Source organism: Pseudomonas sp. GW456-12-1-14-TSB6, from assembly GCF_059424205.1.
The window spans coordinates 41,905-65,988 of sequence record NZ_JBWKZE010000006.1 but is presented as its reverse complement, the minus strand read 5'-3'; the positions used below and the strand labels follow the sequence as shown (position 1 = coordinate 65,988).

Here is a 24,084-nt window from a genome sequence, read left to right as displayed (position 1 = left end):
GGGCGGGCGTCATTATTTTGTCTGATTCAGCACCAGCAGCAACGCTGCCGTTTGCGCATCCGGCGTGCCGTCAAAGCGCGCAGGGCGGTAGTGCATCTGGAAGGCCGCGAGCACATGGCGGGTCGCTACATCCAGCTCACCGGTTTGCGGCGTCGAGTAGCCCAGGCGTGCCAGTTGGCTCTGGAACCAGGTGATGCTCGGCAGCTCGGCGTCGAACTGCGCTTGCTGGCGTGCCACGGCTTGCTCGTCGGGCCAGAGCCCCAGCCCCTCGGCCGCCAGTCGCTTCCAGGGGAACAGCGGCCCCGGGTCGAGCTTGCGCAACGGGGCGATGTCGCTATGGCCGATGATGTGGCGCGGGCTGATGCCCTGGCGTTTGCTGATGTCCTTGAGCAGGACGATCAACGATTGCACCTGGGCTTCGCTGTAGGGATACCAGAGGCGACCGGTCGGTGTGTCCTTGAAGCCCGGATTGACGATTTCGATGCCGATCGAGCTGGAGTTGAGCCAGGTACGGCCTTGCCATTCGCTTTCGCCGGCGTGCCATGCGCGCAGGTTTTCGTCCATCAGCTTATAGATGGTGGCGTTCTTGTCATCGCCGATCAGGTAATGGCTGCTGACTTCGCCGTGGGTCAGCAATTGCAGTGAGCGTTCGAGCGAGGCGGAGGTGTAGTGCACGATCACGAACTGCACACGGCTGTCGTGATTGACCGAAGGATGGCTGGTGTCGAAACGCGGGCCGCTGGCACAACCGGCCAATAAGAGGAGCGACGCGAGGAGGGTGAAAAATTTCATGGCAGAGGGCAGTACACGCAAGACGATAATGCAACAGTGTAACGTATCGCCTTGCGCTTCGACGCTTAAAGGGCTGATTTAAACAATATGGAACAATTGCCTCAGCCCAGCTCTACCCGGTTACGCCCTGCGTTTTTCGCCCGGTAAAGCGCCTGATCGGCTCTTTTGAGCACCAGATCGCTGTGTTCTCCCGGCCGGAATGCCGCCAGCCCCATGGAAACCGTGATCGTGACGCGCTCGCCCTTGAAGTGAAACGGGCAGGCTTCGATGGCGGCGCGCAGGGTTTCCAGGAGTTTGGCGCCGACCGCCGGCGGGGTGGCCGGGAGCAGAAGGACAAACTCTTCCCCGCCGAAACGGGCGATGAATTCACTGCCGCGCAAACGCTTGCGCAGCACCGTGGCGATGATTTTCAAGACCTTGTCGCCGGCCAGATGCCCGTAGTTGTCGTTGATTCGTTTGAAGTGATCGAGGTCGAGCATGGCCAGGCTCAAGGTATTGCCGTGCTGCTGCCATTGGGCGATTTCATGTTCGAGCCGTTCGGTCCAGGCGGCGCGGTTGGGCAGGCCGGTGAGCGGATCGATCAGGGCTTTCTGGCGTTGCTCTTCGAGGTGTTCGCGATAACCCTGCGCTTCCTGCTCCATGTGTGCGACGCGTTCGGCCAGGCTTTTCAGGCGTCCAGCCACTTCCTGTTCCCGGGCGTCGCGCTGCTTCTGGTGCTGATCCATGGTGCCGAGCAGGCCTTCGAGGTGGTTTTCCAGCACTTGCTTGAGATCGTCCAGATCGGCCGCTTCCTGCACGCTGTTCTGCAGGCCGTCGACCTGTTCGCGGATCTGCGTGTCCATCGCTCGCGCCGCAGAGCTGTTGTCGGCGTGGCCTTCGCTGGCGGCCTGCAAGTTGCTCTGGAACGCTTCGAGGCGCTCGTTGAGTTGCTGCAGGTAGGCTTCGAATTCGTGCTGGCCGCTGTCGGTAATGGCCAGCATCAAGGTCGCGAGATCGTCGAGGATCGGCAGCAATTCGTACCAGTTCAGGCCGTTTTTCAATCGATCGCGCATGGCCTCGGCTTGCGGGCGATGGCGCTCCGGCAAGGTCAGGTCATCCAGCAGCCCGATCAGCGTGTCTTCGATGTGTTTGGCGACCGAGCTGTAGGACGGCTCCGGCGAGTCCGGCAGGGCGTAGAGGATGTCGTGCTCGGATTGTTCCGGATCGATGGCGGCCAATGCCTGGGCGATGGGCTCGGGCAGGGGCAGGCTGTCGAGGATCACGGGCGGCGGGGTATCGCCGGGGTGGATCAGTTCGTCGGGGTTGATGGCCGTGGGCACTGCCGGCGCGAAAACCGGAGGAGGTGTGAAGGTCTGCGGCTCCGGTTCTGGCTCGGCGGTTTCTGGTTCGCTGGGGGCGGAGGGGGATTCGGTGAGAATTCTGGCCGGCTCGAAGGCCGCCACCTCCGGCTCCGCATGATATTCGGGGGGTGGCTCTGGAGTTTTCGCGGGTTCGGCCACGGGGGCGGCAACCGGTGCTTGGCTGACGCTCGCAGTGGCGACCGGTTCGGCGCTTGTAACAGCCGCTTCCGGCGCTGGCGCAGCTTCATGTGTGACGGGCGCTTGCTGTGGCTGCGCTGGTGGTGCGACCGCAGCGGCTTGAGCCACTGGAGCAGGCGTTTCCTCGCTGTCGCGACTGCCGAACAGGCGCTGTAACAAGCCTGGGCGTCCCGGTTCCGCCGGCGTTGCCAGTTGGCTCAAGGCCTTGCCCTGCAAGCCGCTGAGTTCGCTGAGCAGCAGCGGCATCTCTCTGGCCTGACTCACCCGCCCATCCAGCTGCTTGGCGAATTTCTTCAACGGCTGGGCCACATCGCGAGGCAGGGGCAGAGATTGCAGTTGGGTGACCAGCGCCGTCAGTGCGGTGCTGACCTGTTCGATCCGGGTTTCCCGGCGCTGCTCGGAATCGAGCACGGCTTTTTCCAGGCGCGGCAGCAGGGCGGCGAGGCCAGCGTCCATGTCATCGGTGCGCACCACGTCGCGCATTTCTTTCATGCACTGGTCGACCACGCGGTCGGTGCCTTCCGCTGCCAGTGTGCTGCGCACCAGGCCGCGGCGCAGCAGGTCGAGCCGGGCGTCCCATCGACGTTCGAGCTTTTCCTGTTGTTCGATGCTTTTGAGGTATTTCTCTTTCCAGCGCTGGGCTTCGTCGCTCATTCAGGGGTTCCGCGAAGGGCAGTGCTCAACGCGGGCAATGCATCGGCCGTGAGCGAACCCGGCAGACGAATCTCTACCGCGACCGGCAGGTGATCGGAAATCGGTTGCGCCAGCACTTCGACCTTTTCCAGGGTCAGGGTCGGGCTGAGCAGAATATGGTCCAGGCAGCGCTGCGGGCGCCAACTGGGGAATGTCGCTTCGAGTTGCGGGGCCAGCAGGCCGAGGTCGCGCAACGGCGAGTGTTGCAACAGATCGCTGGCGTGGGTGTTCATGTCGCCCATCAGCACCTGATGCTTGTAGCCGCCGATCAGCTCGCGGATGTAAGCCAGTTGCATGCTGCGCACCCGGGCGCCGAGCGCCAGGTGCATCATCACCACCACCAGCGCTTCCGGGCCTTCGCCGAAGCGCACCAGAATCGCCCCGCGTCCCTTTGGACCCGGCAGCGGGTGGTCTTCAATCGCCCACGGCCGCAGGCGACTGAGCACACCATTGCTGTGCTGGGCCAGTCGGCCAAGGTTGCGATTGAGTTGTTGATACCAGTAGGGGAAGGCGCCGAGCTGGGCCAGGTGTTCGACCTGATTGACGTAGCCTGAACGCAGGCTGCCGCCATCGGCTTCCTGCAGGGCGACCAGATCGAAGTCGCCGAGCAGATTGCCGATCTTTTGCAGATTGCTGGAGCGCCCGGGGTGCGGCAGCAGATGCTGCCAGCTGCGGGTCAGGTAGTGCCGATAGCGCTCGGTGCTGATGCCGACCTGAATATTGAAGCTGAGCAAGCGCAGACGGCTGTCTGCGGGCAGGCCCGTCGATTCCAGGTGATGCTCGTTGACCTGCGGTTCATGCAGGCCAACGACGCGATCGGTTCCCCAGCGGCGCATGGCGATTGCCGCGCTTAGTTGGCGGCTGCCTTGTTGGCCGCTCGCTCTTTGGCCACCAGTTGATCAGCCAGTTTCAGCGCCTGTTCGGCGCCGCCGGCGGAGCCGATGTCGAAGCGGTACTTACCGTTGACGATCATGGTTGGAACGCCGGAGATTTCATACTTCTTGGCCAGTTCGCGGGCTTTCACGATCTGCCCTTTGATGGCGAACGAATCGAAGGTCGCCAGGAACTTGTCCTTGTCCACGCCTTGAGTGGCGAGGAAGTCGGCCATGTCGTTCTTGTCGGTCAGCTTCTTGTGTTCTTTCTGGATGGCGTTGAATACGGCAGCATGCACATTGTGCTCGACGCCCATGGCTTCCAGGGTCAGGAACATCTGGCCGTGAGCGTCCCACGGGCCACCGAACATCGCAGGAATGCGCACGAAGTTGACGTCGGATGGCAGTTTTTCAACCCACGGATTGATCACCGGCTCGAACGCGTAGCAGTGCGGGCAGCCATACCAGAACAGTTCGACCACTTCGATCTTGCCAGGCACGGCGACCGGCACCGGGTTGCTCAGTTCGACGTAAGGGGCAGCAGGGGCTTCGGCGGCCTGGGCGGTCACGCCGAACAGGCTGGCAGCGACGAGGGCGGCGCTGATGATCAGATTACGCATGCTTTACTCCTGGACAATTTTGGTCGCCTCGCGCGACCTGTTTTCAGACAGATCCTGGCGGGCATGAGTTCTGTAGTGTAACGGCAGCGGCCACAAAAAAGGGCGGCCAAAGCCACCCTTTTTATACTTGCTGCGACGGATTAATCGAGCGTTAACGTGGCAGGCGTTGGCCATCGCACGCAATGCTCGAATCGCGTGTCTTAGTGCAGGCCCTGAATGTAGCTGGAGACTGCCGCAATGTCTTCGTCACTCAGCTTGCGGGCGATGGTGCGCATGGTCATCGCGTCGCCGTCGTTGTTGCGGCCGGCTTCTTCCTTGCGGAAATCGGTCAGCTGCTTGGCGATGTACTGAGCGTGTTGGCCACCCAGGTGCGGGAAGCCGGCGGCTGCGTTGCCGGCGCCGTTCGGCGAGTGGCAACCGGTGCAGGCTGGCAGGCCTTTCTCGAGGTTGCCGCCACGGAACAGGGCTTCACCGCGAGCGACGATCTTCGGATCGGCGGCGCCGACGCTGCCTTTCTGGCTGGCGAAGTAGGCGGCGATATCGGCCAGGTCCTGATCGCTCAGGTTGGTCAGCAGGCCGGTCATTTCCAGAACGGTGCGCTTGCCCGACTTGATGTCGTGCAATTGCTTGGTCAGGTAGCGTTCACCCTGTCCGGCCAGCTTTGGAAAGTTTGGCGCCATGCTGTTGCCATCCGGGCCATGGCAGGCGCCGCATACGGCGGCTTTTGCCTGGCCTGCGGCTGCATCACCGGCAGCATGGGCGAAGCCTGAGATTCCCACGGTCAACAGCAGACTCACGATCAGTTTGTTCATCAGCTAATCCAACTACGGCTAAGGGTTAAGAGTTATGGACCGGGCTTACTCTCGCTCATCCAGAGGATGAGGGCCTGGTAATCCTCGGCACTGCAGTCCATGCACAAACCACGCGGCGGCATCGCCTTGAAACCCTGGGTCACGTGTTGCACCAGCGTCTCCATACCTTTCGCCAACCTCGGCGTCCAATCTTCCTGATCGCCTCTTTTGGGCGCCATGGGTAGTTGGCCGGAATGACAGGCTCCACAAACACGGTTGTACACGGCTTCCGGATCCTGTGTAGCCTGTGCGCTGTAAATCGGCATCAAGACTCCGGCAGCCAGCAGCCATTTCGTCATAAAACGACCTTTTCAGGGTTGAGAGCGTTCTGCGTTCTAATGCGCAATCAAGGTCTGTCGCTCTCGTGAACTTCATCCTTCGCTGGGACAAAGCACACACAAAATCTGCGGCATTATATACTGGCGTCACTGAAACGGAAGCGACACCGCGTTCCGCGCCTAATCCCGGCGCCGCCCACATCGGAAATCCCATGCAACTCAAGAATCCCATCCTCGGCCTGTGCCAACAGTCCACGTTCATGCTCAGTGCCGCCAAGGTCGATCAGTGCCCCGACGACGAAGGCTTCGAAGTGGCGTTTGCCGGTCGTTCCAACGCCGGTAAATCCAGCGCGCTGAACACCCTGACTCACGCCAGCCTGGCGCGCACCTCGAAAACCCCGGGTCGCACACAGCTGTTGAACTTCTTCAAGCTAGACGATGAACGGCGTCTGGTCGACCTCCCGGGTTACGGTTATGCAAAAGTACCGATACCGCTCAAGCAGCACTGGCAGCGTCACCTCGAGGCTTACCTCGGTGGCCGCGAGAGTTTGAAGGGTTTGATTCTGATGATGGACATCCGTCATCCAATGACTGATTTCGACCTGCTGATGCTCGACTGGGCCGTTGCCGCCGGCATGCCGATGCACATCCTGCTGACGAAGGCCGACAAACTGACCTACGGCGCGGCCAAGAACACGCTGCTCAAGGTGCAGTCGGAAATCCGTAAGGGTTGGGGCGATCAAGTGACGATCCAGCTGTTCTCCGCCCCAAAACGCATGGGTCTGGAAGAGGCCTACACTGTGTTGGCAGGCTGGATGGAACTGGCCGATAAAGGCGCGGAAGCAGCGGCTGAATAATAAGGATATGGAAAATTGGCTGTAGTGCGGTCAGGCAAGGCAAAAGTGTTAGTAAAAAGCGGAGTTTAGGGGACCTAAATGAGCATTTTTACTAACGCTTTTAACGCAGCATGACCGCGCTACAGCCAATTTTGAGGCAAAAAAAAGCCCCGGACTTCGTATGGGGAGGGAGAAGTTCCGGGGTTTAAGTTCCGAACCGCTAGGGCGGGGTTCAGATATCTGCCAACACTTAACACAACATAGGAGCATCGAAGGGCTTCACCAGCCATTCAGTATCTCTGAGTGCCCTGTTGCAAGATTAGTTCAGAATCTTTTCAAAAAACTTTGGAATAAGCTCAAGAACGATCAGGCCTAAGTGCTTTCCGGTGCTTTTGCCGCGACGCTCGGTCGCAGCAAAGCCGCGTCCCAGAGGCCTCAGTGCGCCTCGTCCCAGTTGTTGCCAACTCCCACTTCCACCAGCAACGGCACATCCAGTTTTGCCGCTTCGCTCATGTGCACGCGAATTTCTTCGCGAACCTGATCGACCAGATCCTCGCGAACCTCCAGCACCAGTTCGTCGTGCACCTGCAGGATGACTTTGGCGTCCAGCCCGGAAGCGCTCAGCCAGTTATCCACCGCCACCATGGCTTTCTTGATGATGTCTGCTGCGGTGCCCTGCATCGGCGCGTTGATCGCCGTGCGTTCGGCGGCCGCGCGATCCTGCGGCTTGTTCGAGTTGATTTCCGGCAGATACAGACGACGACCGAAGATCGTTTCCACGAAGCCCTGATCGGCCGCCTGCGCGCGGGTGCGATCCATGTACTCGCGAACGCCCGGGTAACGCGCGAAGTAGGTGTCGATGTAGGCCTTGGCGGTCTTGGTGTCGACGCCGATGTCCTTGCCCAGCTTCTGCGCGCCCATGCCGTAGATCAGGCCGAAGTTGATCGCCTTGGCGCTCCGGCGCTGGTCGGACGTCACTTCGTTGAGCTCGACCTTGAATACTTCGGCCGCGGTGGCGGTGTGCACGTCCAGGTTGTTGCGGAAGGCATTCATCAGCCCTTCGTCGCGGGACAGGTGGGCCATGATTCGCAGTTCAATTTGCGAGTAGTCCGCCGCCAGCAGTTTATAGCCTTTCGGCGCGACGAACGCTTGACGGATGCGTCGGCCCTCGGCGGTGCGCACCGGGATGTTCTGCAGATTCGGATCGCTCGACGACAGGCGTCCGGTCGACGCGACGGCCTGATGGTACGAGGTGTGGATACGCCCGGTACGCGGATTGATCTGCTCCGGCAGGCGATCGGTGTAGGTGCTTTTCAGCTTGCTCATGGAACGGTGTTCCATGAGCACTTTCGGCAAGCGGTGATCGTCTTCGGCCAGTTTCGCCAGCACTTCTTCGGCGGTGGACGGCTGGCCCTTGGCGGTCTTCTTCAGCACCGGCAGGCCAAGTTTTTCGTAGAGGATTACGCCCAGTTGCTTCGGCGAGCCGAGGTTGAACTCTTCACCGGCAATCTCGAAGGCTTCACGTTCCAGCGCGACCATCTTGTTGCCCAGCTCAATGCTCTGAATGCCGAGCAGTTCAGCATCGACGAACGCGCCCTGGCGCTCGATGCGAGCGAGCACCGGCACCAGCGGGATCTCGATGTCGGTCAGCACGCTGGCCAGGCTCGGGATGGCGCTGAGTTTTTCGAACAGCGTCTGGTGCAGGCGCAGGGTCACTTCGGCATCTTCGGCGGCATACGGCCCGGCCTGTTCCAGAGCGATCTGGTCGAAGGTCAGCTGCTTGGCGCCTTTGCCGGCGATGTCCTGGAAGCTCACGGTGGTGTGGTCCAGGTATTTCTGCGCCAGGCTGTCCATGTCGTGACGGGTGGCGGTGGAGTTGAGCACGTAGGACTCAAGCATCGTGTCGAAGGCAATCCCGCGCACAGTGATGCCTTCATTCTGATCGCCGCCAATGGCGCAGTTGGCCAGGATGTTCATGTCGAACTTGGCGTGTTGGCCGACCTTGAGTTTGTTCGGATCTTCAAGGATCGGCTTGAGTGCGCGCAGCACAGTGTCGCGATCCAACTGCTCCGGCACGCCGATGTAGGAATGGGTCAGCGGGATGTACGCCGCTTCGTTGGCCTGTACCGCGAAGGAAAGCCCGACCAGTTGCGCCTGCTGCGCGTCGATCCCGGTGGTTTCGGTGTCGAAGGCGAACAGCTTGGCGTTCTTCAGTTTTTCCAGCCAGACGTCGAATCGCGCCTGATCGAGGATGGTTTCGTACGCGGCTTCAGCCGCAGCGGCGGGCGCTTCCTCTTCGGCAGGCGCGCTGAACAGATCGCCGGCCGGCGCAGGCTCGGCAGCAGCGCTCAGTTCCTGGCGCTTGGCATCGCGATCCAGGTCATTCAGCCAGCTCTTGAATTCCAGCAGGGTGTACAGCTCGTAAAGTTTGGCCGGGTCCTCCGGACCCATTTGCAGGTCCTCGAGGCCGATATCCAGCGGCACGTCGACCTTGATGGTCGCCAGTTGATAGGAGAGGAACGCCATCTCCTTGTGCTCTTCGAGCTTGGCCGGCAGGGTCTTGGCGCCACGGATCGGCAGGGTCGGCACGATGTCGAGCTGCGCATACAGCTCGGTCAGACCGCCGTTGACGCCCACCAGCAAGCCGGAAGCGGTTTTCGGGCCGATGCCCGGAACGCCGGGAATGTTGTCGGAAGAATCGCCCATCAGGGCCAGATAATCGATGATCTGCTCCGGAGCGACGCCGAATTTCTCCTTCACGCCCTCCACATCCATCGAACTACCGGACATGGTGTTGACCAAGGTAATGTGGCCGTCGACCAGTTGCGCCATGTCCTTGTCGCCGGTGGAGATGATCACCGGGCGATCGGCGGCCGCGCTGCTGCGGGCCAGGGTGCCGATCACGTCATCGGCCTCGACACCTTCGACGCACAGCAGCGGGAAACCGAGGGCGATCACGCTCTGGTGCAGCGGCTCGATCTGCACGCGCATGTCGTCGGGCATGCTTGGGCGGTTGGCTTTGTATTCGGCGTACATCTCATCGCGAAATGTCCCACCCTTGGCGTCGAACACCACGGCGAACGGGCTGTCCGGATACTGCTTGCGCAGGCTCTTGAGCATGTTCAGCACGCCTTTGACCGCACCGGTCGGCAGGCCTTTGGAGGTGGTCAGCGGTGGCAGCGCGTGAAAGGCGCGGTACAGGTAAGACGAACCGTCCACCAGGACGAGGGGGGCTTGGCTCATGAGCAGAATCAACCTTTTCGGCGGGCCCGGCGCTAGAATAGCGGGACCGTTGACGACAAAGGGACAAGGTTATCATGCGTACGTTAAATCGCTTGCTGCTGGTCAGTCTGATTGCTGTTTCACCGCTGGCCGCGATCGCGGCGGATGATGCGCCATCGTCGGAGCCGGAAGTTACCATTAGCACGCACACGGAAGGCGACAAGGTCATTCAGGAATACAGCCGCAGTGGATTCGTCTACGCGATCAAGGTCACACCGAAGGGCGGTAAACCCTATTTCCTAGTGCGCGCCGATGGTTCGGACGCGAACTACATCCGGTCCGACCAGCCGGATATGCTTATTCCGTCGTGGGAAATCTTTACCTGGAAGTAAGTTTCCTGACTTTTAATCGGCGCCGTTTGATGGCGGCGCCAGAACTGAGCAGTTTTTAACCATGTCTGTGTTCACCCCCCTGGCTCGGCCCGAGCTGGAAACCTTTCTCGCCCCATACGGGCTCGGCCGTCTGCTCGATTTCCAGGGGATCGCCGCCGGCAGCGAAAACACCAACTTCTTCATCAGCATGGAAAAGGGCGAGTTCGTCCTGACCCTGGTCGAGCGCGGCCCGGTGCAGGAAATGCCGTTCTTCATCGACCTGCTCGACGTCCTCCACGAAGCCGACCTGCCGGTGCCCTACGCACTGCGCACCACTGACGGCGTGGCCCTGCGTGAGCTGAAAGGCAAGCCGGCGCTGCTGCAACCGCGTCTGGCCGGCAAGCACATCAAGCAGGCCAACGCCCAGCATTGCGCGCAGGTCGGTGACTTGCAGGCGCACCTGCACCTGGCAACCCAGGGCAACAACATGATCAAACGCAAGACCGATCGTGGCCTGGACTGGATGCTGGAAGAAGGCACACAGTTTCTTTCGCACCTGAGCGACGCGCCGCGTGCGCTGCTGCAAACCGCGCTGGACGAAATCACCCAACAGAAAGAGAAAATTCTCGCGCTGCCTCGGGCAAATATCCACGCCGACCTGTTTCGCGACAACGCAATGTTCGAAGGCACGCACCTGACCGGGCTGATCGACTTCTACAACGCCTGCTCCGGGCCGATGCTCTACGACGTGGCGATCGCCTTGAACGACTGGTGTTCGGACGATGATGGCCTGATCGACGGCCCGCGTGCTCGGGCCTTCCTCGGTGCCTACGCGGCACTGCGTCCGTTCACGGCGGCCGAGGCCGAATTGTGGCCGACCATGCTGCGAGTGGCGTGCGTGCGGTTCTGGCTGTCGCGGCTGATTGCGGCGGAATCGTTCGCCGGGCAGGACGTGCTGATTCACGATCCGAAAGAGTTCGAGCAGCGGCTGGCGCAGCGTCAGACGGTCAATACGCCGCTACCTTTCGCCCTGTAAAAGAAAAAACCGCAGCCTGCACAGGCTGCGGTTTTTTTTGTATCAGAGCGATTCGAGACAACCCGCCAGATCATTCCCCAGCTTCTCCAGCACTTGCTCGTAACCCTGAGCCGTCGCTGGCGTGTACCCGCCCAGCGCATCCAGTTCCGCCAGTTTCACCGGCAGGCCTGCCACCAGGGTCTCGGCGAGACGTGGACGTAGCGGCGGCTCACTGAACACGCAGGTCTTGCCGACTTCCTGCAAGCGCGCGCGCATCGCCGCCACATGCTGGGCGCCCGGCTGCACTTCCGCCGCTACGCTGAACACGCCGGTGTGCTTCAAGCCGTAGGCCTCCTCGAAGTAGTCGAAGGCTTCGTGGAAGACGAAGTAGGGTTTGCCTTCAATACCGGCCAGACGTTTCTTCAAGCGCTGATCCAGTGCATCCAGACGTTCATCGAACGCCTTGGCGTTGCTCTGATAGCGCTCGGCATTGGCCGGGTCTGCGGCGCTCAAGTCAGCAGCCATTTTGTCGGCAATAACCCGCGCGTTCACCGGCGATAGCCAGAGATGCGCATCGAGGCTGCCCGGACGATGATCGTGGTCGTGTTCGTCGGCTTCTTCGGCATGGGAATGACTGTCTGCGGCGAAGCGGCGCAGTTTCATGCCAGGCAGGTCCTGTACCGCGACGCTCGGCAACGTACGACCGTTCAGCACGCGAGGCAGGAAACTTTCCATGTCCGGGCCGATCCAGTACAGCAGGTCCACCGATTGCACCTTGCGCACGTCGGACGGACGCAACGCGTAGTTATGTGGCGAAGCCCCCGGTGGCAGCAGCACTTCGGGAATAGCCACGCCGTCCTGCACCGCAGCGGCAATCAGTTGCAGGGGCTTGATGCTGGTGAGGACTCTGACCTCGGCCTGAGCCGGACCGATCAGCAGAAAACCGGTGATGAATACGACAAAAACAGAAAAAAGTCGGGACACGATGACCACTCAATGAGGCGAGAACGGGTAACATAATAACGTCTCTAACCAAACTCGTCGCCGCTCATGCCTATTACACCGATTGCCAGCCGTCCTCACGACCACTCGCACTGCGTTCACAGCGCGCTGTCCGAGGCCGATGCCCTGTGTGCACAGAAAGGCTTGCGCCTGACCGCGTTGCGCCGGCGGGTGCTGGAACTGGTCTGGCAAAGCCACAAGCCGCTGGGCGCCTACGACATTCTGGCCGTGCTCAGCGAGCAGGACGGCCGCCGCGCCGCGCCGCCGACCGTATACCGGGCGCTGGATTTCCTGCTGGAAAACGGTCTGGTGCACCGCATTTCCTCGCTCAACGCCTTCGTCGGCTGCGTTCACCCTAAACATTCGCACCAGGGTCAGTTCCTGATTTGCCGCGAATGCCATGCCGCCATTGAACTTGAGCAAAAAACCATCAGCGACGCTATCGTTCACAGCGCCAAGGACGTCGGCTTCATCGTCGAGGCCCAGACCGTCGAAGTGGTCGGCCTCTGCTCCGGTTGCCGGGGGGCTTGATGAGCGATGCGCTGATCCGTCTGGAGCAGGTGGCGGTCCGGTTTGCCGGGCAGAACGTGCTGGACAACATTCACCTGAGCGTCGAACCGGGGCAGATCGTCACCCTGATCGGCCCCAACGGCGCCGGCAAGACCACGCTGGTGCGCGCCGTGCTCGGGCTGCTGAAACCCGACAGCGGCAGCGTCTGGCGCAAGCCGAAGCTGCGCGTCGGTTACATGCCGCAAAAACTCCACGTCGATCCGACCTTGCCGCTGTCAGTCCTGCGCTTTCTGCGGCTGGTGCCGGGCGTCGATCGTCCGCGTGCGCTGGCGGCACTCAAGGAAGTCGGCGCCGAGCACGTCATCGACAGCCCGGTGCAAAGCGTTTCCGGCGGTGAAATGCAGCGCGTGCTGCTGGCCCGTGCCTTGTTGCGCGAGCCGGAACTGCTGGTGCTCGACGAGCCGGTGCAGGGCGTCGATGTTGCCGGGCAAGCCGAGCTGTACAGCCTGATCACCCGTCTGCGCGACCGTCACGGTTGCGGTGTGCTGATGGTGTCCCACGATCTGCATCTGGTGATGAGCACCACCGATCAGGTGGTGTGCCTCAACCGTCACGTCTGCTGCTCCGGGCATCCCGAGCAGGTCAGCGGCGATCCGGCCTTCGTCGAGCTGTTCGGCAACAATGCGCCGAGCCTGGCGATCTATCACCACCATCATGACCACGCCCACGACCTGCACGGTTCGGTGGTCAAGGGGCCTTTGACGGGCCAACCTCACGTTCACGGAGATAGCTGCAAGCATGGCTGATTTTCTGTTCTACGCCCTGCTTGCAGGTCTGGCGCTGGCGGTGGTCGCGGGGCCGCTGGGCTCGTTCGTGGTCTGGCGGCGCATGGCCTATTTTGGCGACACGCTGTCCCACGCCGCACTGCTCGGCGTGGCGCTGGGCTTTCTGCTGGATGTCAGCCCGACCGTCGCGGTCACCGTGGGCTGCCTGCTGCTGGCGGTGCTGCTGGTGACCTTGCAACAGCGCCAGCCGCTGGCGTCCGACACACTGTTGGGCATTCTTGCGCCGAGCACGCTCTCTCTCGGGCTGGTGGTACTAAGCTTCATGCATGAAGTGCGGATCGACCTGATGGCCTATCTGTTCGGCGACCTGCTGGCGATCAGCCCGACCGATCTGGCGTGGATCCTCGGCGGCAGCGCAGCGGTGCTGGTGTTGCTGGTGACGCTGTGGCGGCCGCTGCTGGCGATCACCGTGCACGAAGAACTGGCCCGGGTCGAAGGCCTGCCGGTGGCCGGTTTGCGCATGGCGCTGATGCTGTTGATCGCAGTCGTGATCGCCGTGGCGATGAAAATCGTCGGTGTGTTGCTGATTACTTCGCTGTTGATCATCCCGGCGGCTGCGGCACAACGTCACGCCCGTTCGCCGGAACAGATGGCACTGGGCGCGAGCGTGCTGGGCATGCTCGCCGTGTGTGGCGGGCTGGCGTTGTCGTGGTTCAAGGACACCCCGGCAGGCCCGTCAATCGTTGTGACGGCGGCCGCACTGTTTCTGCTGAGTTTTGTTCTGCCCCGTCGAGGGGTGTAGACTTGCTCGTTTTTTGCGCAAATAGAGAGTCGCAGGAATGAAGCCGTTCGCCTCCCGTTATCTGCTCCTTGTGGCCTTTTCAGTGCTGCTGGGCGCCTGCCAAAGCACGCCGCCGGTGGCCGAAGTCCCCGATGCGCGGGCCACGGCCATCGCACAGCTGGAGCAAAGCCTGGCCAGCAGCGAACTGGCCACTGCCGAAGACCAATTGGCAGCCTTGCAGGCCGAAACCCCCAACGATCAATCCCTTGAGCAATACCAGCGTCAGTTGGCCGAAGCCTATCTGCGTCGCAGCCAGATCGTCCTGCAGAAGGGCGATGTGAATGCGGCCGCAACCGCGCTGGCCCGTGCCCGCGTGCTGATGCCCAAGGCCCCGGCACTGACCGGTGGCGTCAATGGCGCGATCACCGAAGCGCGCAAGGCCGAGCTGGAGAAAGCCGAAGCAGCGCTGCAGGCCGCTGAAGCCAAGCCGAAAGCCAAAGTGATCGATCCGACTGCCGAGAGCACCACGGTTGCGCTGAATATCACCGATAGCCGCAAACTTCGCCGCCAACTGGATGCGATCGCCGCCGATGTGGTGAATTACGACTGTGCGGTGAGCATTCAGGCCCCGCGCACCAATGATTACCCGTGGCTGGCGACGTTGATCACCAAGCGCGTTAAGAAGCTTGATCCGGACTTCGATCTGCAAATCAAAAAGCAGATCCTGCGCAGCGTTCCCGCTCAAGTGGTTTTGAGTCCTCGTAAACCATAAAAAATCGCGAGCAGGCTCGCTCCCACAGGTACAACATGATTCCTGTGGGAGCGAGCCTGCTCGCGATGACTGTTTCAGAAATTACAAAACTATCAAGCCGGAATCGCCTTGGCCTTAGGCTCCCGATCCCAGACCCGATGCTGCCCGATCGCAGCAAAGAATGGCTTGGTCAGCGCGCCTACATCCTTGCCTTCTAGCAACCCCGCATCCGCCTCCAGCTTCAGCACGTCCAGCAACTGTTTGGCCTCGCCATGCAGCGCAATCGCCTTCAGGTGTTTGTACGCCTCCAGCAGGTAATGCAACGCCACGCCGTCACCGCTTAACGCTTTAACCGACGCCGCGCCACCCGGCACGAACACCGCGTCGAACGCTACCGATGGCAAACCCTCCATCGACGCATCCACCGCCAGGCTTTTGCCATCCGCCGTTTTCACCGGCGCTGAGGTCGGGCCGAGCAATTTGGCGTGCGCACCTTCTGCCGCCAGCGCCTTCTTCATCGCATCAATCGCCGCACCATCGACGCCGTTGGCCGCAAGGATCGCAACTTTTCGTGTCTTGATGTTCTCCGGCAGCAGGTTGGCCTGACTCAGCGCCGGCGAACGATCCAGTGATGTTTCAGGCACGTCCACGGTACCTTTGCCTGGCGCTGGCAGACCCAGGTTGGCCGCCACGCGTTTGGCCAGCTCCAGATCGATGTTGGCGAGAATCTCGTTCACTTCTCGCGCCCGGATGAACTCACGCTCAACCTTGCCCAGTTCGAAACTGTAGGCGGCGATGATGTGCTCCTTTTCGTGCGGGCTCATGCTGTTGAAGAACAGCCGCGCCTGAGAGAAGTGGTCGCTGAACGACTCGCTGCGCTGACGGATCTTGTTGGCGTCGATACGTTCCGGGTAGCTCTCGAAGCCGCCGTCCTGCGCGGCCGGTGGCGTCTCTTTCGGCCAGCCGCCATCGATGGAATTGGGTTCATACGAGGCACGGCCCTTGTCGATCACCGTGCGGTGCTGGGCATCGCGCTGGCCGTTGTGGAACGGTGCGACCGGGCGATTGATCGGCAGCTCATGAAAGTTCGGCCCGCCGAGTCGGCTGATTTGCGTGTCCGTGTAGGAAAACAGTCGGCCCTGCAGCAGCGGATCATTCGAAAAGTCGATGCCCGGCACGATATGGCCGGGGCAGAACGCGACCTGCTCGGTCTCGGCGAAGAAGTTGTCCGGGTTGCGGTTGAGGGTCATCTTGCCCAACGGCGTGATCGGAACGATTTCTTCGGGAATCAGTTTGGTCGGGTCGAGGATGTCGAAGTCGAAGTCGTGCTCGTTTTCCTCCTCGATGATCTGAACGCCGAGTTCCCATTCCGGGTAGTCACCCATTTCGATGGCTTCCCAGAGATCGCGCCGATGGTAGTCGGTGTCTTTGCCCGCAAGTTTTTGCGCCTCGTCCCAAACCAAAGAACAGGTGCCGGCGGTAGGGCGCCAGTGGAATTTGACGAAGCGCGATTTGCCCTCGGCATTGATCAGCCGGAAGGTGTGCACGCCGAAGCCCTGCATGCTGCGCAGGCTTTTCGGGATGGCCCGGTCGGACATGGCCCAGATCACCATGTGCGCCGATTCCGGTACCAGCGACACAAAATCCCAGAACGTGTCGTGAGCCGAGCCGCCGGTAGGGATCTCGTTATGCGGTTCGGGTTTCACCGCGTGGACGAAGTCAGGAAACTTGATCGCGTCCTGAATGAAGAACACCGGCATGTTGTTGCCGACCAGATCGAAGTTGCCTTCGTCGGTGAAGAACTTCACGGCAAAACCGCGCACGTCACGGACGGTGTCGCCGGAGCCGCGCGGCCCCTGGACCGTGGAAAAGCGCACGAATACCGGAGTTTTCTTCCCCGGATCCTGCAGGAAACCGGCCTTGGTGAGCGCCGCATGGTTCTCGTAGCTTTGAAAGAATCCATGGGCGCCGGTGCCGCGGGCGTGAACGATGCGCTCGGGAATCCGTTCATGGTCAAAGTGCGTGATCTTTTCACGCATGATGAAGTCTTCCAAAAGCGACGGCCCGCGAGCTCCGGCCTTGAGGGTGTTCTGATTATCAGCAATTTTCACGCCCTGGTTGGTGCGCAGGGCCTGACCGGTAGCGTCGGAGCGAAACTTCTCCAGGCTGTCGAGTTTGGCATTGGTGTTGGCGCGATCCGGGGTATCGGTGCCGGCCAGTTGGCTTTTGTCATTGGCAGGTTTCTTGGTACTCATCAGTCATGAACTCCTGTTTGTCCCGGGATTGCTCCGGAACGCTTGAGTGTTTCCCAGGCACGGCACCCAGGGTTTTCAAGTCGCTTAAGTAGTGACTGACGAGGGTTTCGGGCGTTCCTTTTTTATGACCTTTGATCCTGTTATTGCCAAATCGAAGGTTATTTGCGAAATAAATGCTAAGAACCTCTATACGGACAGGCTAAAATGCGCGCCCGGCTAACCGCTGATCCTTTTCCAACGCGCCCCACAAGGTTCGCTACGTGATCGAGTTTCAAAACGTCCATAAGACTTACCGCGTCGCCGGTAAGGACATCACCGCGCTGCATCCGACCAGCTTCTCCATCGAGAACGGTCAGGTGTTCGGCCTGATTGGCCATTCCGGTGCGGGAAAAAGTACCCTGCTGCGTCTGATCAATCGCCTGGAGCAATCCAGTGGCGGCAAGATCATCGTCGACGGCGAAGAAGTCACCGCGCTGGACGCCAACGGCCTGCGCCGTTTCCGTCAGCAGGTCGGGATGATCTTCCAGCACTTCAACCTGCTGGCATCCAAGACTGTGGCCGACAACGTCGCGCTGCCGCTGACCCTGGCCGGTGAACTGTCCCGTGCCGAGATCGACCAGCGTGTGGCCGAGTTGCTGGCGCGGGTCGGTCTGTCCGATCACGCCAAAAAGTACCCGGCGCAGCTGTCCGGCGGTCAGAAGCAGCGCGTCGGCATCGCCCGCGCCCTGGCGACCAAGCCGAAGATCCTGCTGTGCGACGAAGCCACCAGCGCCCTCGACCCGCAGACCACCGCGTCGGTCCTGCAACTGCTGGCCGAGATCAACCGCGAGCTGAAACTGACCATCGTCCTGATCACCCACGAGATGGATGTGATCCGCCGCGTGTGCGATCAGGTCGGCGTGATGGATGCCGGCGTGATCGTCGAGCAAGGTTCGGTGGCCGATGTGTTCCTGCATCCGAAACACCCGACCACCAAGCGTTTCGTCCAGGAAAGCGAGCAGATTGATGAAAGCGAGCAGCGCGATGACTTCGCTCACGTGCCGGGCCGCATCGTGCGTCTGACCTTCCAGGGCGAAGCGACCTACGCGCCGTTGCTCGGTACCGTCGCCCGGGAAACCGGTGTGGACTACAGCATCCTGGCCGGTCGTATCGACCGCATCAAAGACATTCCTTACGGGCAATTGACCCTCGCCGTCACCGGTGGCGACATGGAAGCGGCGTTCGCCCGCTTCACCGCCGCTGACGTTCACATGGAGGTGTTGCGCTAATGGAAGACCTGATGAGTTTCTTCACCAATATCGACTGGTACGAAATCTGGCTCGCCACCGGCGACACCCTGATGATGCTCGGCGGTTCGCTGCTGTTCACCGTGCTGCTCGGCCTGCCGCTGGGCGTGTTGCTGTTCCTGTGCAGCCCGCGTCAGTTGCTCGAAGCCAAAGGCGTGTACGCGCTGCTGTCGTTGGTGGTGAACATCCTGCGTTCGCTGCCGTTCATTATTCTGTTGATCGTGATGATCCCGTTCACCGTGCTGATCACCGGCACCTCGCTGGGCGTGGCCGGTGCGATTCCACCGCTGGTGGTGGGTGCGACGCCGTTCTTCGCGCGGCTGGTGGAAACCGCCCTGCGTGAAGTCGATCGCGGCATCATCGAAGCGACCCAGTCGATGGGCGCGACCACTCGCCAGATCATCATGAACGCCCTGCTGCCGGAGGCCCGTCCGGGCATCTTCGCAGCAATTACGGTGACGGCGATTACACTGGTTTCCTACACGGCGATGGCCGGTGTGGTCGGTGCCGGTGGCCTGGGTGACCTGGCGATCCGTTTCGGCTATCAGCGTTTCCAGACCGACGTGATGATCGTCACCGTGGTGTTGCTGCTGATTCTGGTGCAAGTGCTGCAAATGGTCGGCGACCGACTGGTCGTGCACTTCTCGCGCAAATAACCGGTTTTGTAATGACATGAGCCGGCCATTCGCTGGCAGGCGCCAGACGGGCGCCGTAAAAAGGAGTTAGCTGAATGAAAAAACTGATTGTTGCCCTGGCTGCCTTTGCAGCGTTCTCGGCCCACGCCGACGAAACCCTGACCGTTGCTGCCACTCCGGTACCGCACGCGGAAATCCTCGAATTCGTGAAGCCGGCACTGGCCAAAGAAGGCGTGGATCTGAAGGTCAAGGTCTTCACCGACTACGTACAGCCGAACGTACAAGTGGCCGAGAAGCGTCTGGACGCCAACTTCTTCCAGCACCAGCCGTACCTCGATGAGTTCAACAAGGCCAAGGGCACCAGCCTGGTGTCCGTGACCGGCGTGCACCTGGAACCGCTGGGCGCCTACTCCAGCAAGTTCAAGAAAATCGAAGAGCTGCCAAGCGGCGCCAACGTGGTGATCCCGAACGACGCCACCAACGGCGGCCGTGCGCTGTTGCTGCTGGCCAAGGCCGGCGTGATCACCCTGAATGATCCGAGCAACATCCTGTCGACCGTCAAGGACATCGCCCAGAACCCGAAAGACCTGAAGATCCGTGAACTGGAAGCCGCGACCATCCCGCGCGTGCTGACCCAGGTCGACCTGGCGCTGATCAACACCAACTACGCGTTGGAAGCCAAGCTCGATCCGTCCAAGGATGCGCTGGTCATCGAAGGCAGCGACTCGCCTTACGTGAACATCCTGGTGTCCCGCGCGGACAACAAGGACAGCGACGCGATGAAGAAACTGGCCGCTGCGCTGCACAGCCCGGAAGTGAAGAAATTCATTACCGAGAAGTACAAAGGTGCGGTGTTGCCGGCGTTCTGATTTGATCGTGCCCATGCTCTGCGTGGGCATGCATCCCCGGGCGCTCCGCGTCCGCTGGGACGCAGAGCGTCCCTTGCTGCATTCCCACGCAGAGCGTGGGAACGATCAAAACGAAAAGGGGACGCCAGTGGCGTCCCCTTTTTTGTGCGTTCAGTTTTTACTTGCGGCTCAACATCACCGGCAACTGCGCCACCAGCTTGGCATTATTCAGCGGCGCCCGAATAAACCCGCGCTGTGTCCCGTCCGGCCCGATCACCGCCAGGTTGCCGCTGTGATCCACGGTGTAATTCGGCTTGCTGGTGTCCGCCGGAATGAACGGAATGCTCACCGCGTTCGCCACCTTCTGCAGCTCGTCGATGGACTTTGGCGTCAGGCCTATGAACTGTGGATCGAAGTAGCCCAGGTACTGTTTCAACTGCGCAGGGTTGTCGCGGTTCGGGTCGACGCTGACCAGCACGATCTGCAACTTGTCCACGGCATCCTTCGGCAGCTCGCTCTTGATCTGGCGCAACTGGGCGAGGGTGGTCGGGCAGATGTCCGGACAGAAGGTGTAGCCGAAGAACAGCAGGCTCCACTTGCCCTTGAGCTCGTTGATCGTGACCGGTTGGCCGTTCTGATTGGTCATCGTCACGTCCGGCAGGTTGCGGCTCTGCGGCAGCAGGATGATGCCGGCGTCGATCAGTGCGGTCGGGTCGCCCTGGCCCTTGCCGCTCAGCACTTTGTTGACGGTCAGGCCGAGGATCAGCGCGATCACGGCGACGAGGATGAAGACGGTTTTCTGGGTTCGAGTCATAGGTTCAACAGTAAGTAGTGGTCTACGAGCAGGGCGATGAACAGCAGAAACAGGTACCAGATAGAGTACTTGAAGGTGTTGATCGCCGCGTGCGGCCGAGTGCCACGGTACAGCACCACGGCCCATTGCAGAAACCTGGCGCCCAGCCCGAGCGCGCAGATCAGGTACAGCAGGCCGCTCATGTGGATCACGTACGGCAACAGGCTGACCGCCAGCAGGGCGAAGGTGTACAGCAGAATGTGCACCTTGGTGTAGTGCTCGCCATGGGTGACCGGCAGCATCGGAATGTCGGCCTTGGCGTATTCCTCTTTGCGGTGGATGGCCAGCGCCCAGAAGTGCGGCGGGGTCCAGGCGAAGATGATCAGCACCAGCAGCAGCGGTTCGGCACTGACGTGGCCGGTCGCGGCGGTCCAACCGAGCAGCGGCGGAGCGGCGCCGGCGAGGCCGCCGATGACGATGTTCTGCGGCGTCGCACGCTTGAGAAAACCGGTGTAGATCACCGCGTAGCCGAGCAGCGAGGCCAGGGTCAGCCAGGCAGTCAGCGGATTGGTGAAGGTCAGCAGCAGTGCCTGGCCGAGCAACGCCAGCACCAGCGCAAAGGTCAGTGCTCCTGTGGGCGAAACCCGGCCCTCCGCCAGCGGCCGTTTGTGGGTGCGGGCCATGACCGCATCGATGCGTCGGTCCACCACATGATTGACCGCCGCCGCGCCACCGGCACACAGCGCGATCCCCAGGTTGCCGAACACCAGCACCGTCCACGGCACCCCGGCGCGGGTCGCGAGGAACATGCCCACCAGCGAGGTGATGAGCATCAGCACCACGACTTTCGGTTTGGTCAGCTCCAGGTAATCACGCCACAGCGCCTGCGCCGGACGTTCGCCGATCAGAATCGCCATGGCGTCTCTCCTTTAATCGTGATGGGCGCCGCCGAGTGTTTGCGCGGGCTCAGGCGCCAGCGCGCGATCATCGGCTGCCTGACCCGAACCAGGCTGGTTCGCGCGTGATAGTTGACCAGCACCATGGTCAGCAGCAGCGCTGCGCCGCCAGCGTTATGCGCCACGGCCACCGGCAGCGGCAGATGAAACAGCACGTTGCTGATGCCGAGGGTGATCTGCGCGGCGAGGGCGATCAGCACCAGCCCGGCCAGTCGCGTCATGCCGACCACTTTCAGTTGCCAGGCCAGACCGAGCAGGACGACCGTCACCAGCAACGCGCCGATGCGGTGGGTCAGGTGAATCGCCGTGCGTGCATCGCTGTCGAGTTGCCCGCCGAGGTAGTTGGGGCCGATGTGTTGAGTCAGGTGAAAGCCGTTGGCGAAATCCGCCGGCGGCAGCCATTGGCCGTGGCAGGTCGGGAAGTCGATGCAGGCCACCGCCGCGTAGTTGGAACTGACCCAGCCGCCGAGAGCAATCTGGCCGATCACCAACAACAATCCGGCAGTCGCCCAATATTGCAGACGCTTGGGCACGGTCAGCGCCGGCAGTACGCCGGACAGTCGCAACGTCAGCAGAAACAGCAGGCTCAGGGTCGCGAAGCCGCCGAGCAGATGCCCGGTTACCACTTGCGGCCAGAGCTTGAGCGTCACCGTCCACATGCCGAACGCCGCTTGGGCGAACACCACCGCCAGCAGAAACAGCGGCAGTTTCAGCGGTTGCCCCGGATGACGACGATTGACCCACGCGCGACCGGCCAATACCGAGATCAGCAGGCCGAGGGTGCCGGCGAAGTAACGGTGGATCATCTCGTTCCAGCCTTTGTGCGCCTCCACTGGCGAGTCGGGGTAATGCAGTTCGGCATGGGCCAGCTGGGCTTCGCTTTTCGGCACGCTGATGAACCCGTAGCAGCCCGGCCAGTCCGGGCAGCCGAGGCCGGCGTGGGTCAGGCGGGTGTAGGCGCCGAGCAGCACGACGATCAGTGCCAGCAGGGTGGCAAACAGCGCGAGGCGAAATCCAGGTTTGGCCATGACGATGCCCTTATCCGATGTTCGACAGTTTCAGCAGGTGGCGCAGGTCGTTGAGCAGATCCTTGCCCTTGACGCTCGGGTCGTAGCGCAGCACGAGGTTGCCGTGGGGATCGATGATCCACAGTTGCGGCGTGGCCTTGTCGCCTGTGGCCTTGCTGAAGGTCGCCGGGTCCAGCGGGTAGCGTTGCAGCTGCGGGTATTCGCGGGTCAGCTTGGCTTCGTAGTCGGCAGTCAACGGTTGTGCAGCGGCCAGGGCGTGGCTGGCGCGCCCGGCTTCGCGGCCCAGGCCGATCTGGATCTGCCGCGCCAGGTACACCAGTTGCTGGCAGTCCACCGCACAGTCTTTCGGCGCGGTCACGAGCATCTGCCAGCGCGTTTCGTCAGCCTGGATACCGAGGTCAGCGCGGGTCTGGCCGTTGCCGATCAGTTCGCCGTGATAGCTGCGACCTTCCGGCACCCAGAACTGCAACTTGTACATGCCGGTGGCGAGGATCATCGGACCGACCACGCCGAGCACGATCAGCAGCAACTGGATGCGTCCGCGACGGCGACTGGCCGGGACTTTCGTTTCAGACATGCTGGGTGGATTCATGGCCGCTCCCATGGTGTTTCTCCTTTGCGTTGTGCCAGCCGAGATAGAGGTAGAGACCGAGCAGGGCGGTGGCCATGGCGAACCACTGCACGGCGTAACCGAGGTGTTTTTCCGGGCCCATCGCGACTACCGGCCAGTCGGCCTGATAGCTGGCGGGGCCGGGTTCGGCGCGTAATTCGTAGGCGAACCCGTCGCGTTCGAGGGTTTTCCACAGCTTCGCGGGTTCGATGGCGGTGACGGTCTGCGGCCAGGTGCTGCTGACCGGATCGGCATGCAGCTGGAAGGTGGCACCGGGGGCGACATACACCCAGGCATCGACATTCACGGCATCGGCTGGCGTATTGAATTGCGGGGCCGTGCGCCGGTCCGGCCACGGCAGCCAACCGCGATTGACCAGCAGCCACTGGCCGCTGCGTTGATCCTGAAACGGTTGCAGCAATTCGACGCCGACCTTGCCGTTGCGCTGGCGGTTGTCCAGCAACAGGCTGTGGGCGGCGTCGAACTGGCCGTGCAGATGCACCCGGCGAAAGGCCGGATCGGCGCTGTGCAGCAACTCGGTGCTGGCCATCGGTTCGGCGGCGCGGCGTTCGGCGTAGCTGGCGAGCAGGGCGGTTTTCTCCGCGCCCCGGCCCAGTTGCCAGAAGCCCAGCGAAATCAGCAACGGCAGCAGCAGGCCGACCACCAGTGTCGGCACCACACCCGGCCGGAAGCGCTTCATGGCCGCGCCAGAAAATCAGTGAACGCGATCGCTATACTCAAGTGCATCGCTTGTTC

Annotated in this window: 24 protein-coding genes; 10 read left to right on the top strand and 14 right to left on the bottom strand. The window is 61.7% G+C overall.

The annotated features are described in order from the left end of the window. Window positions 1-12 precede the first annotated feature (12 nt). The 6 genes from AC07Y2_RS07380 to AC07Y2_RS07355 form a co-directional block, all read right to left on the bottom strand. Window positions 13-792: an N-acetylmuramoyl-L-alanine amidase gene (locus AC07Y2_RS07380; protein WP_039764871.1), complete on the bottom strand. Its 780-nt coding sequence runs from the start codon at window positions 790-792 to the stop codon at window positions 13-15. A gap of 101 nt (window positions 793-893) precedes the next feature. Then, window positions 894-2,984 (bottom strand): GGDEF domain-containing protein, encoded by a 2,091-nt coding sequence (locus AC07Y2_RS07375; RefSeq protein ID WP_103385827.1) that lies wholly within the window; start codon window positions 2,982-2,984, stop codon window positions 894-896. Next, a complete protein-coding gene (locus AC07Y2_RS07370) occupies window positions 2,981-3,859 on the bottom strand; it encodes an endonuclease/exonuclease/phosphatase family protein (protein ID WP_074689758.1) in 879 nt (292 codons plus the stop codon). The genes AC07Y2_RS07375 and AC07Y2_RS07370 overlap by 4 nt, the downstream gene beginning before the upstream one ends. Before the next feature lie 14 nt (window positions 3,860-3,873). After that, window positions 3,874-4,515, bottom strand: coding sequence for a thiol:disulfide interchange protein DsbA/DsbL (locus AC07Y2_RS07365; RefSeq protein ID WP_039764866.1), 642 nt, complete (start codon window positions 4,513-4,515; stop codon window positions 3,874-3,876). 200 nt (window positions 4,516-4,715) lie between these two features. Beyond that, on the bottom strand, window positions 4,716-5,327 hold the full coding sequence (locus AC07Y2_RS07360) for a c-type cytochrome (protein WP_039764863.1): 612 nt from the start codon (window positions 5,325-5,327) through the stop codon (window positions 4,716-4,718). Between the two features lie 32 nt (window positions 5,328-5,359). Further along, a complete protein-coding gene (locus AC07Y2_RS07355; protein ID WP_039764861.1) occupies window positions 5,360-5,665 on the bottom strand; it encodes a c-type cytochrome in 306 nt (101 codons plus the stop codon). A 191-nt stretch (window positions 5,666-5,856) separates the two neighbouring features. Between AC07Y2_RS07355 and yihA the strand changes: the two genes are divergently transcribed. Further along, window positions 5,857-6,501, top strand: a complete 645-nt coding sequence (yihA, locus tag AC07Y2_RS07350; protein ID WP_039764859.1) for a ribosome biogenesis GTP-binding protein YihA/YsxC — start codon at window positions 5,857-5,859, stop codon at window positions 6,499-6,501. A gap of 414 nt (window positions 6,502-6,915) precedes the next feature. On the opposite strand, the gene polA is transcribed toward yihA, so the two are convergent. Further along, the gene (polA, locus tag AC07Y2_RS07345) at window positions 6,916-9,723 is read right to left on the bottom strand and encodes a DNA polymerase I (protein ID WP_103385828.1); all 2,808 of its coding nucleotides are present in this window, start codon (window positions 9,721-9,723) and stop codon (window positions 6,916-6,918) included. 74 nt (window positions 9,724-9,797) lie between these two features. Between polA and AC07Y2_RS07340 the strand changes: the two genes are divergently transcribed. Further along, the gene (locus AC07Y2_RS07340) at window positions 9,798-10,094 is read left to right on the top strand and encodes a DUF2782 domain-containing protein (protein ID WP_074689754.1); all 297 of its coding nucleotides are present in this window, start codon (window positions 9,798-9,800) and stop codon (window positions 10,092-10,094) included. Between the two features lie 61 nt (window positions 10,095-10,155). Beyond that, complete coding sequence (locus tag AC07Y2_RS07335) at window positions 10,156-11,109, top strand: homoserine kinase (RefSeq protein WP_103385829.1); 954 nt, start codon at window positions 10,156-10,158, stop codon at window positions 11,107-11,109. Window positions 11,110-11,151: 42 nt separating this feature from the next. On the opposite strand, the gene AC07Y2_RS07330 is transcribed toward AC07Y2_RS07335, so the two are convergent. Then, the gene (locus tag AC07Y2_RS07330) at window positions 11,152-12,081 is read right to left on the bottom strand and encodes a zinc ABC transporter substrate-binding protein (protein WP_074689753.1); all 930 of its coding nucleotides are present in this window, start codon (window positions 12,079-12,081) and stop codon (window positions 11,152-11,154) included. 57 nt (window positions 12,082-12,138) lie between these two features. Between AC07Y2_RS07330 and zur the strand changes: the two genes are divergently transcribed. From zur to AC07Y2_RS07310, 4 genes are read left to right on the top strand one after another with little or no spacing between them, the layout of a single operon-like run. Next, window positions 12,139-12,621: a zinc uptake transcriptional repressor Zur gene (zur, locus tag AC07Y2_RS07325; protein ID WP_011331783.1), complete on the top strand. Its 483-nt coding sequence runs from the start codon at window positions 12,139-12,141 to the stop codon at window positions 12,619-12,621. Then, entirely contained in the window at window positions 12,621-13,406 is a 786-nt protein-coding gene (znuC, locus tag AC07Y2_RS07320) for a zinc ABC transporter ATP-binding protein ZnuC (protein WP_039764852.1), read from the top strand. The genes zur and znuC overlap by 1 nt, the downstream gene beginning before the upstream one ends. Next, the gene (gene znuB / locus AC07Y2_RS07315) at window positions 13,399-14,187 is read left to right on the top strand and encodes a zinc ABC transporter permease subunit ZnuB (RefSeq protein WP_085647186.1); all 789 of its coding nucleotides are present in this window, start codon (window positions 13,399-13,401) and stop codon (window positions 14,185-14,187) included. Before znuC ends, znuB begins: the two co-directional genes overlap by 8 nt. Window positions 14,188-14,224: 37 nt before the next feature. Beyond that, window positions 14,225-14,938, top strand: a complete 714-nt coding sequence (locus tag AC07Y2_RS07310) for a PA5502 family lipoprotein (RefSeq protein WP_064592487.1) — start codon at window positions 14,225-14,227, stop codon at window positions 14,936-14,938. A gap of 92 nt (window positions 14,939-15,030) precedes the next feature. On the opposite strand, the gene katE is transcribed toward AC07Y2_RS07310, so the two are convergent. Further along, on the bottom strand, window positions 15,031-17,172 hold the full coding sequence (katE, locus tag AC07Y2_RS07305; RefSeq protein WP_103385830.1) for a catalase HPII: 2,142 nt from the start codon (window positions 17,170-17,172) through the stop codon (window positions 15,031-15,033). Between the two features lie 260 nt (window positions 17,173-17,432). Between katE and AC07Y2_RS07300 the strand changes: the two genes are divergently transcribed. The 3 genes from AC07Y2_RS07300 (at window position 17,433) to AC07Y2_RS07290 (ending at window position 19,962) form a co-directional block, all read left to right on the top strand. Next, entirely contained in the window at window positions 17,433-18,440 is a 1,008-nt protein-coding gene (locus AC07Y2_RS07300; RefSeq protein WP_007953999.1) for a methionine ABC transporter ATP-binding protein, read from the top strand. Beyond that, the gene (locus tag AC07Y2_RS07295) at window positions 18,440-19,114 is read left to right on the top strand and encodes a methionine ABC transporter permease (protein ID WP_011331789.1); all 675 of its coding nucleotides are present in this window, start codon (window positions 18,440-18,442) and stop codon (window positions 19,112-19,114) included. The genes AC07Y2_RS07300 and AC07Y2_RS07295 overlap by 1 nt, the downstream gene beginning before the upstream one ends. A 74-nt stretch (window positions 19,115-19,188) precedes the next feature. Beyond that, window positions 19,189-19,962 carry a MetQ/NlpA family ABC transporter substrate-binding protein gene (locus AC07Y2_RS07290; RefSeq protein WP_103385831.1) on the top strand — a complete coding sequence of 258 codons (774 nt, stop codon included), beginning with the start codon at window positions 19,189-19,191 and terminating at the stop codon, window positions 19,960-19,962. A 157-nt stretch (window positions 19,963-20,119) separates the two neighbouring features. Here the strand turns inward: AC07Y2_RS07290 and AC07Y2_RS07285 are convergent, their stop codons facing one another. From AC07Y2_RS07285 to AC07Y2_RS07265, 5 genes are read right to left on the bottom strand one after another with little or no spacing between them, the layout of a single operon-like run. Next, entirely contained in the window at window positions 20,120-20,755 is a 636-nt protein-coding gene (locus tag AC07Y2_RS07285; protein ID WP_039764844.1) for an SCO family protein, read from the bottom strand. Beyond that, window positions 20,752-21,651: a heme o synthase gene (gene cyoE / locus AC07Y2_RS07280; protein WP_007953992.1), complete on the bottom strand. Its 900-nt coding sequence runs from the start codon at window positions 21,649-21,651 to the stop codon at window positions 20,752-20,754. Before cyoE ends, AC07Y2_RS07285 begins: the two co-directional genes overlap by 4 nt. Further along, a complete protein-coding gene (locus tag AC07Y2_RS07275; RefSeq protein ID WP_103385832.1) occupies window positions 21,639-22,718 on the bottom strand; it encodes a COX15/CtaA family protein in 1,080 nt (359 codons plus the stop codon). Before AC07Y2_RS07275 ends, cyoE begins: the two co-directional genes overlap by 13 nt. A 10-nt stretch (window positions 22,719-22,728) precedes the next feature. Continuing rightward, window positions 22,729-23,322, bottom strand: a complete 594-nt coding sequence (locus tag AC07Y2_RS07270) for a PA_0111/PP_0108 family redox-active disulfide protein (RefSeq protein ID WP_085654030.1) — start codon at window positions 23,320-23,322, stop codon at window positions 22,729-22,731. Continuing rightward, window positions 23,288-24,028 (bottom strand): SURF1 family protein, encoded by a 741-nt coding sequence (locus AC07Y2_RS07265; RefSeq protein ID WP_085667441.1) that lies wholly within the window; start codon window positions 24,026-24,028, stop codon window positions 23,288-23,290. The genes AC07Y2_RS07270 and AC07Y2_RS07265 overlap by 35 nt, the downstream gene beginning before the upstream one ends. Window positions 24,029-24,084: the final 56 nt, after the last annotated feature.

What these genes read in the sequence shown, in the direction of transcription:
- AC07Y2_RS07380 (WP_039764871.1), bottom strand. Translation starts at nt 792, where the DNA reads ATGAAATTTTTCACCCTCCTCGCGTCGCTCCTCTTATTGGCCGGTTGT.
- AC07Y2_RS07375 (WP_103385827.1), bottom strand. Translation starts at nt 2,984, where the DNA reads ATGAGCGACGAAGCCCAGCGCTGGAAAGAGAAATACCTCAAAAGCATC.
- AC07Y2_RS07370 (WP_074689758.1), bottom strand. Translation starts at nt 3,859, where the DNA reads ATGCGCCGCTGGGGAACCGATCGCGTCGTTGGCCTGCATGAACCGCAG.
- AC07Y2_RS07365 (WP_039764866.1), bottom strand. Translation starts at nt 4,515, where the DNA reads ATGCGTAATCTGATCATCAGCGCCGCCCTCGTCGCTGCCAGCCTGTTC.
- AC07Y2_RS07360 (WP_039764863.1), bottom strand. Translation starts at nt 5,327, where the DNA reads ATGAACAAACTGATCGTGAGTCTGCTGTTGACCGTGGGAATCTCAGGC.
- AC07Y2_RS07355 (WP_039764861.1), bottom strand. Translation starts at nt 5,665, where the DNA reads ATGACGAAATGGCTGCTGGCTGCCGGAGTCTTGATGCCGATTTACAGC.
- yihA (WP_039764859.1), top strand. Translation starts at nt 5,857, where the DNA reads ATGCAACTCAAGAATCCCATCCTCGGCCTGTGCCAACAGTCCACGTTC.
- polA (WP_103385828.1), bottom strand. Translation starts at nt 9,723, where the DNA reads ATGAGCCAAGCCCCCCTCGTCCTGGTGGACGGTTCGTCTTACCTGTAC.
- AC07Y2_RS07340 (WP_074689754.1), top strand. Translation starts at nt 9,798, where the DNA reads ATGCGTACGTTAAATCGCTTGCTGCTGGTCAGTCTGATTGCTGTTTCA.
- AC07Y2_RS07335 (WP_103385829.1), top strand. Translation starts at nt 10,156, where the DNA reads ATGTCTGTGTTCACCCCCCTGGCTCGGCCCGAGCTGGAAACCTTTCTC.
- zur (WP_011331783.1), top strand. Translation starts at nt 12,139, where the DNA reads ATGCCTATTACACCGATTGCCAGCCGTCCTCACGACCACTCGCACTGC.
- znuC (WP_039764852.1), top strand. Translation starts at nt 12,621, where the DNA reads ATGAGCGATGCGCTGATCCGTCTGGAGCAGGTGGCGGTCCGGTTTGCC.
- znuB (WP_085647186.1), top strand. Translation starts at nt 13,399, where the DNA reads ATGGCTGATTTTCTGTTCTACGCCCTGCTTGCAGGTCTGGCGCTGGCG.
- AC07Y2_RS07310 (WP_064592487.1), top strand. Translation starts at nt 14,225, where the DNA reads ATGAAGCCGTTCGCCTCCCGTTATCTGCTCCTTGTGGCCTTTTCAGTG.
- katE (WP_103385830.1), bottom strand. Translation starts at nt 17,172, where the DNA reads ATGAGTACCAAGAAACCTGCCAATGACAAAAGCCAACTGGCCGGCACC.
- AC07Y2_RS07295 (WP_011331789.1), top strand. Translation starts at nt 18,440, where the DNA reads ATGGAAGACCTGATGAGTTTCTTCACCAATATCGACTGGTACGAAATC.
- AC07Y2_RS07290 (WP_103385831.1), top strand. Translation starts at nt 19,189, where the DNA reads ATGAAAAAACTGATTGTTGCCCTGGCTGCCTTTGCAGCGTTCTCGGCC.
- AC07Y2_RS07285 (WP_039764844.1), bottom strand. Translation starts at nt 20,755, where the DNA reads ATGACTCGAACCCAGAAAACCGTCTTCATCCTCGTCGCCGTGATCGCG.
- cyoE (WP_007953992.1), bottom strand. Translation starts at nt 21,651, where the DNA reads ATGGCGATTCTGATCGGCGAACGTCCGGCGCAGGCGCTGTGGCGTGAT.
- AC07Y2_RS07275 (WP_103385832.1), bottom strand. Translation starts at nt 22,718, where the DNA reads ATGGCCAAACCTGGATTTCGCCTCGCGCTGTTTGCCACCCTGCTGGCA.
- AC07Y2_RS07270 (WP_085654030.1), bottom strand. Translation starts at nt 23,322, where the DNA reads ATGGGAGCGGCCATGAATCCACCCAGCATGTCTGAAACGAAAGTCCCG.
- AC07Y2_RS07265 (WP_085667441.1), bottom strand. Translation starts at nt 24,028, where the DNA reads ATGAAGCGCTTCCGGCCGGGTGTGGTGCCGACACTGGTGGTCGGCCTG.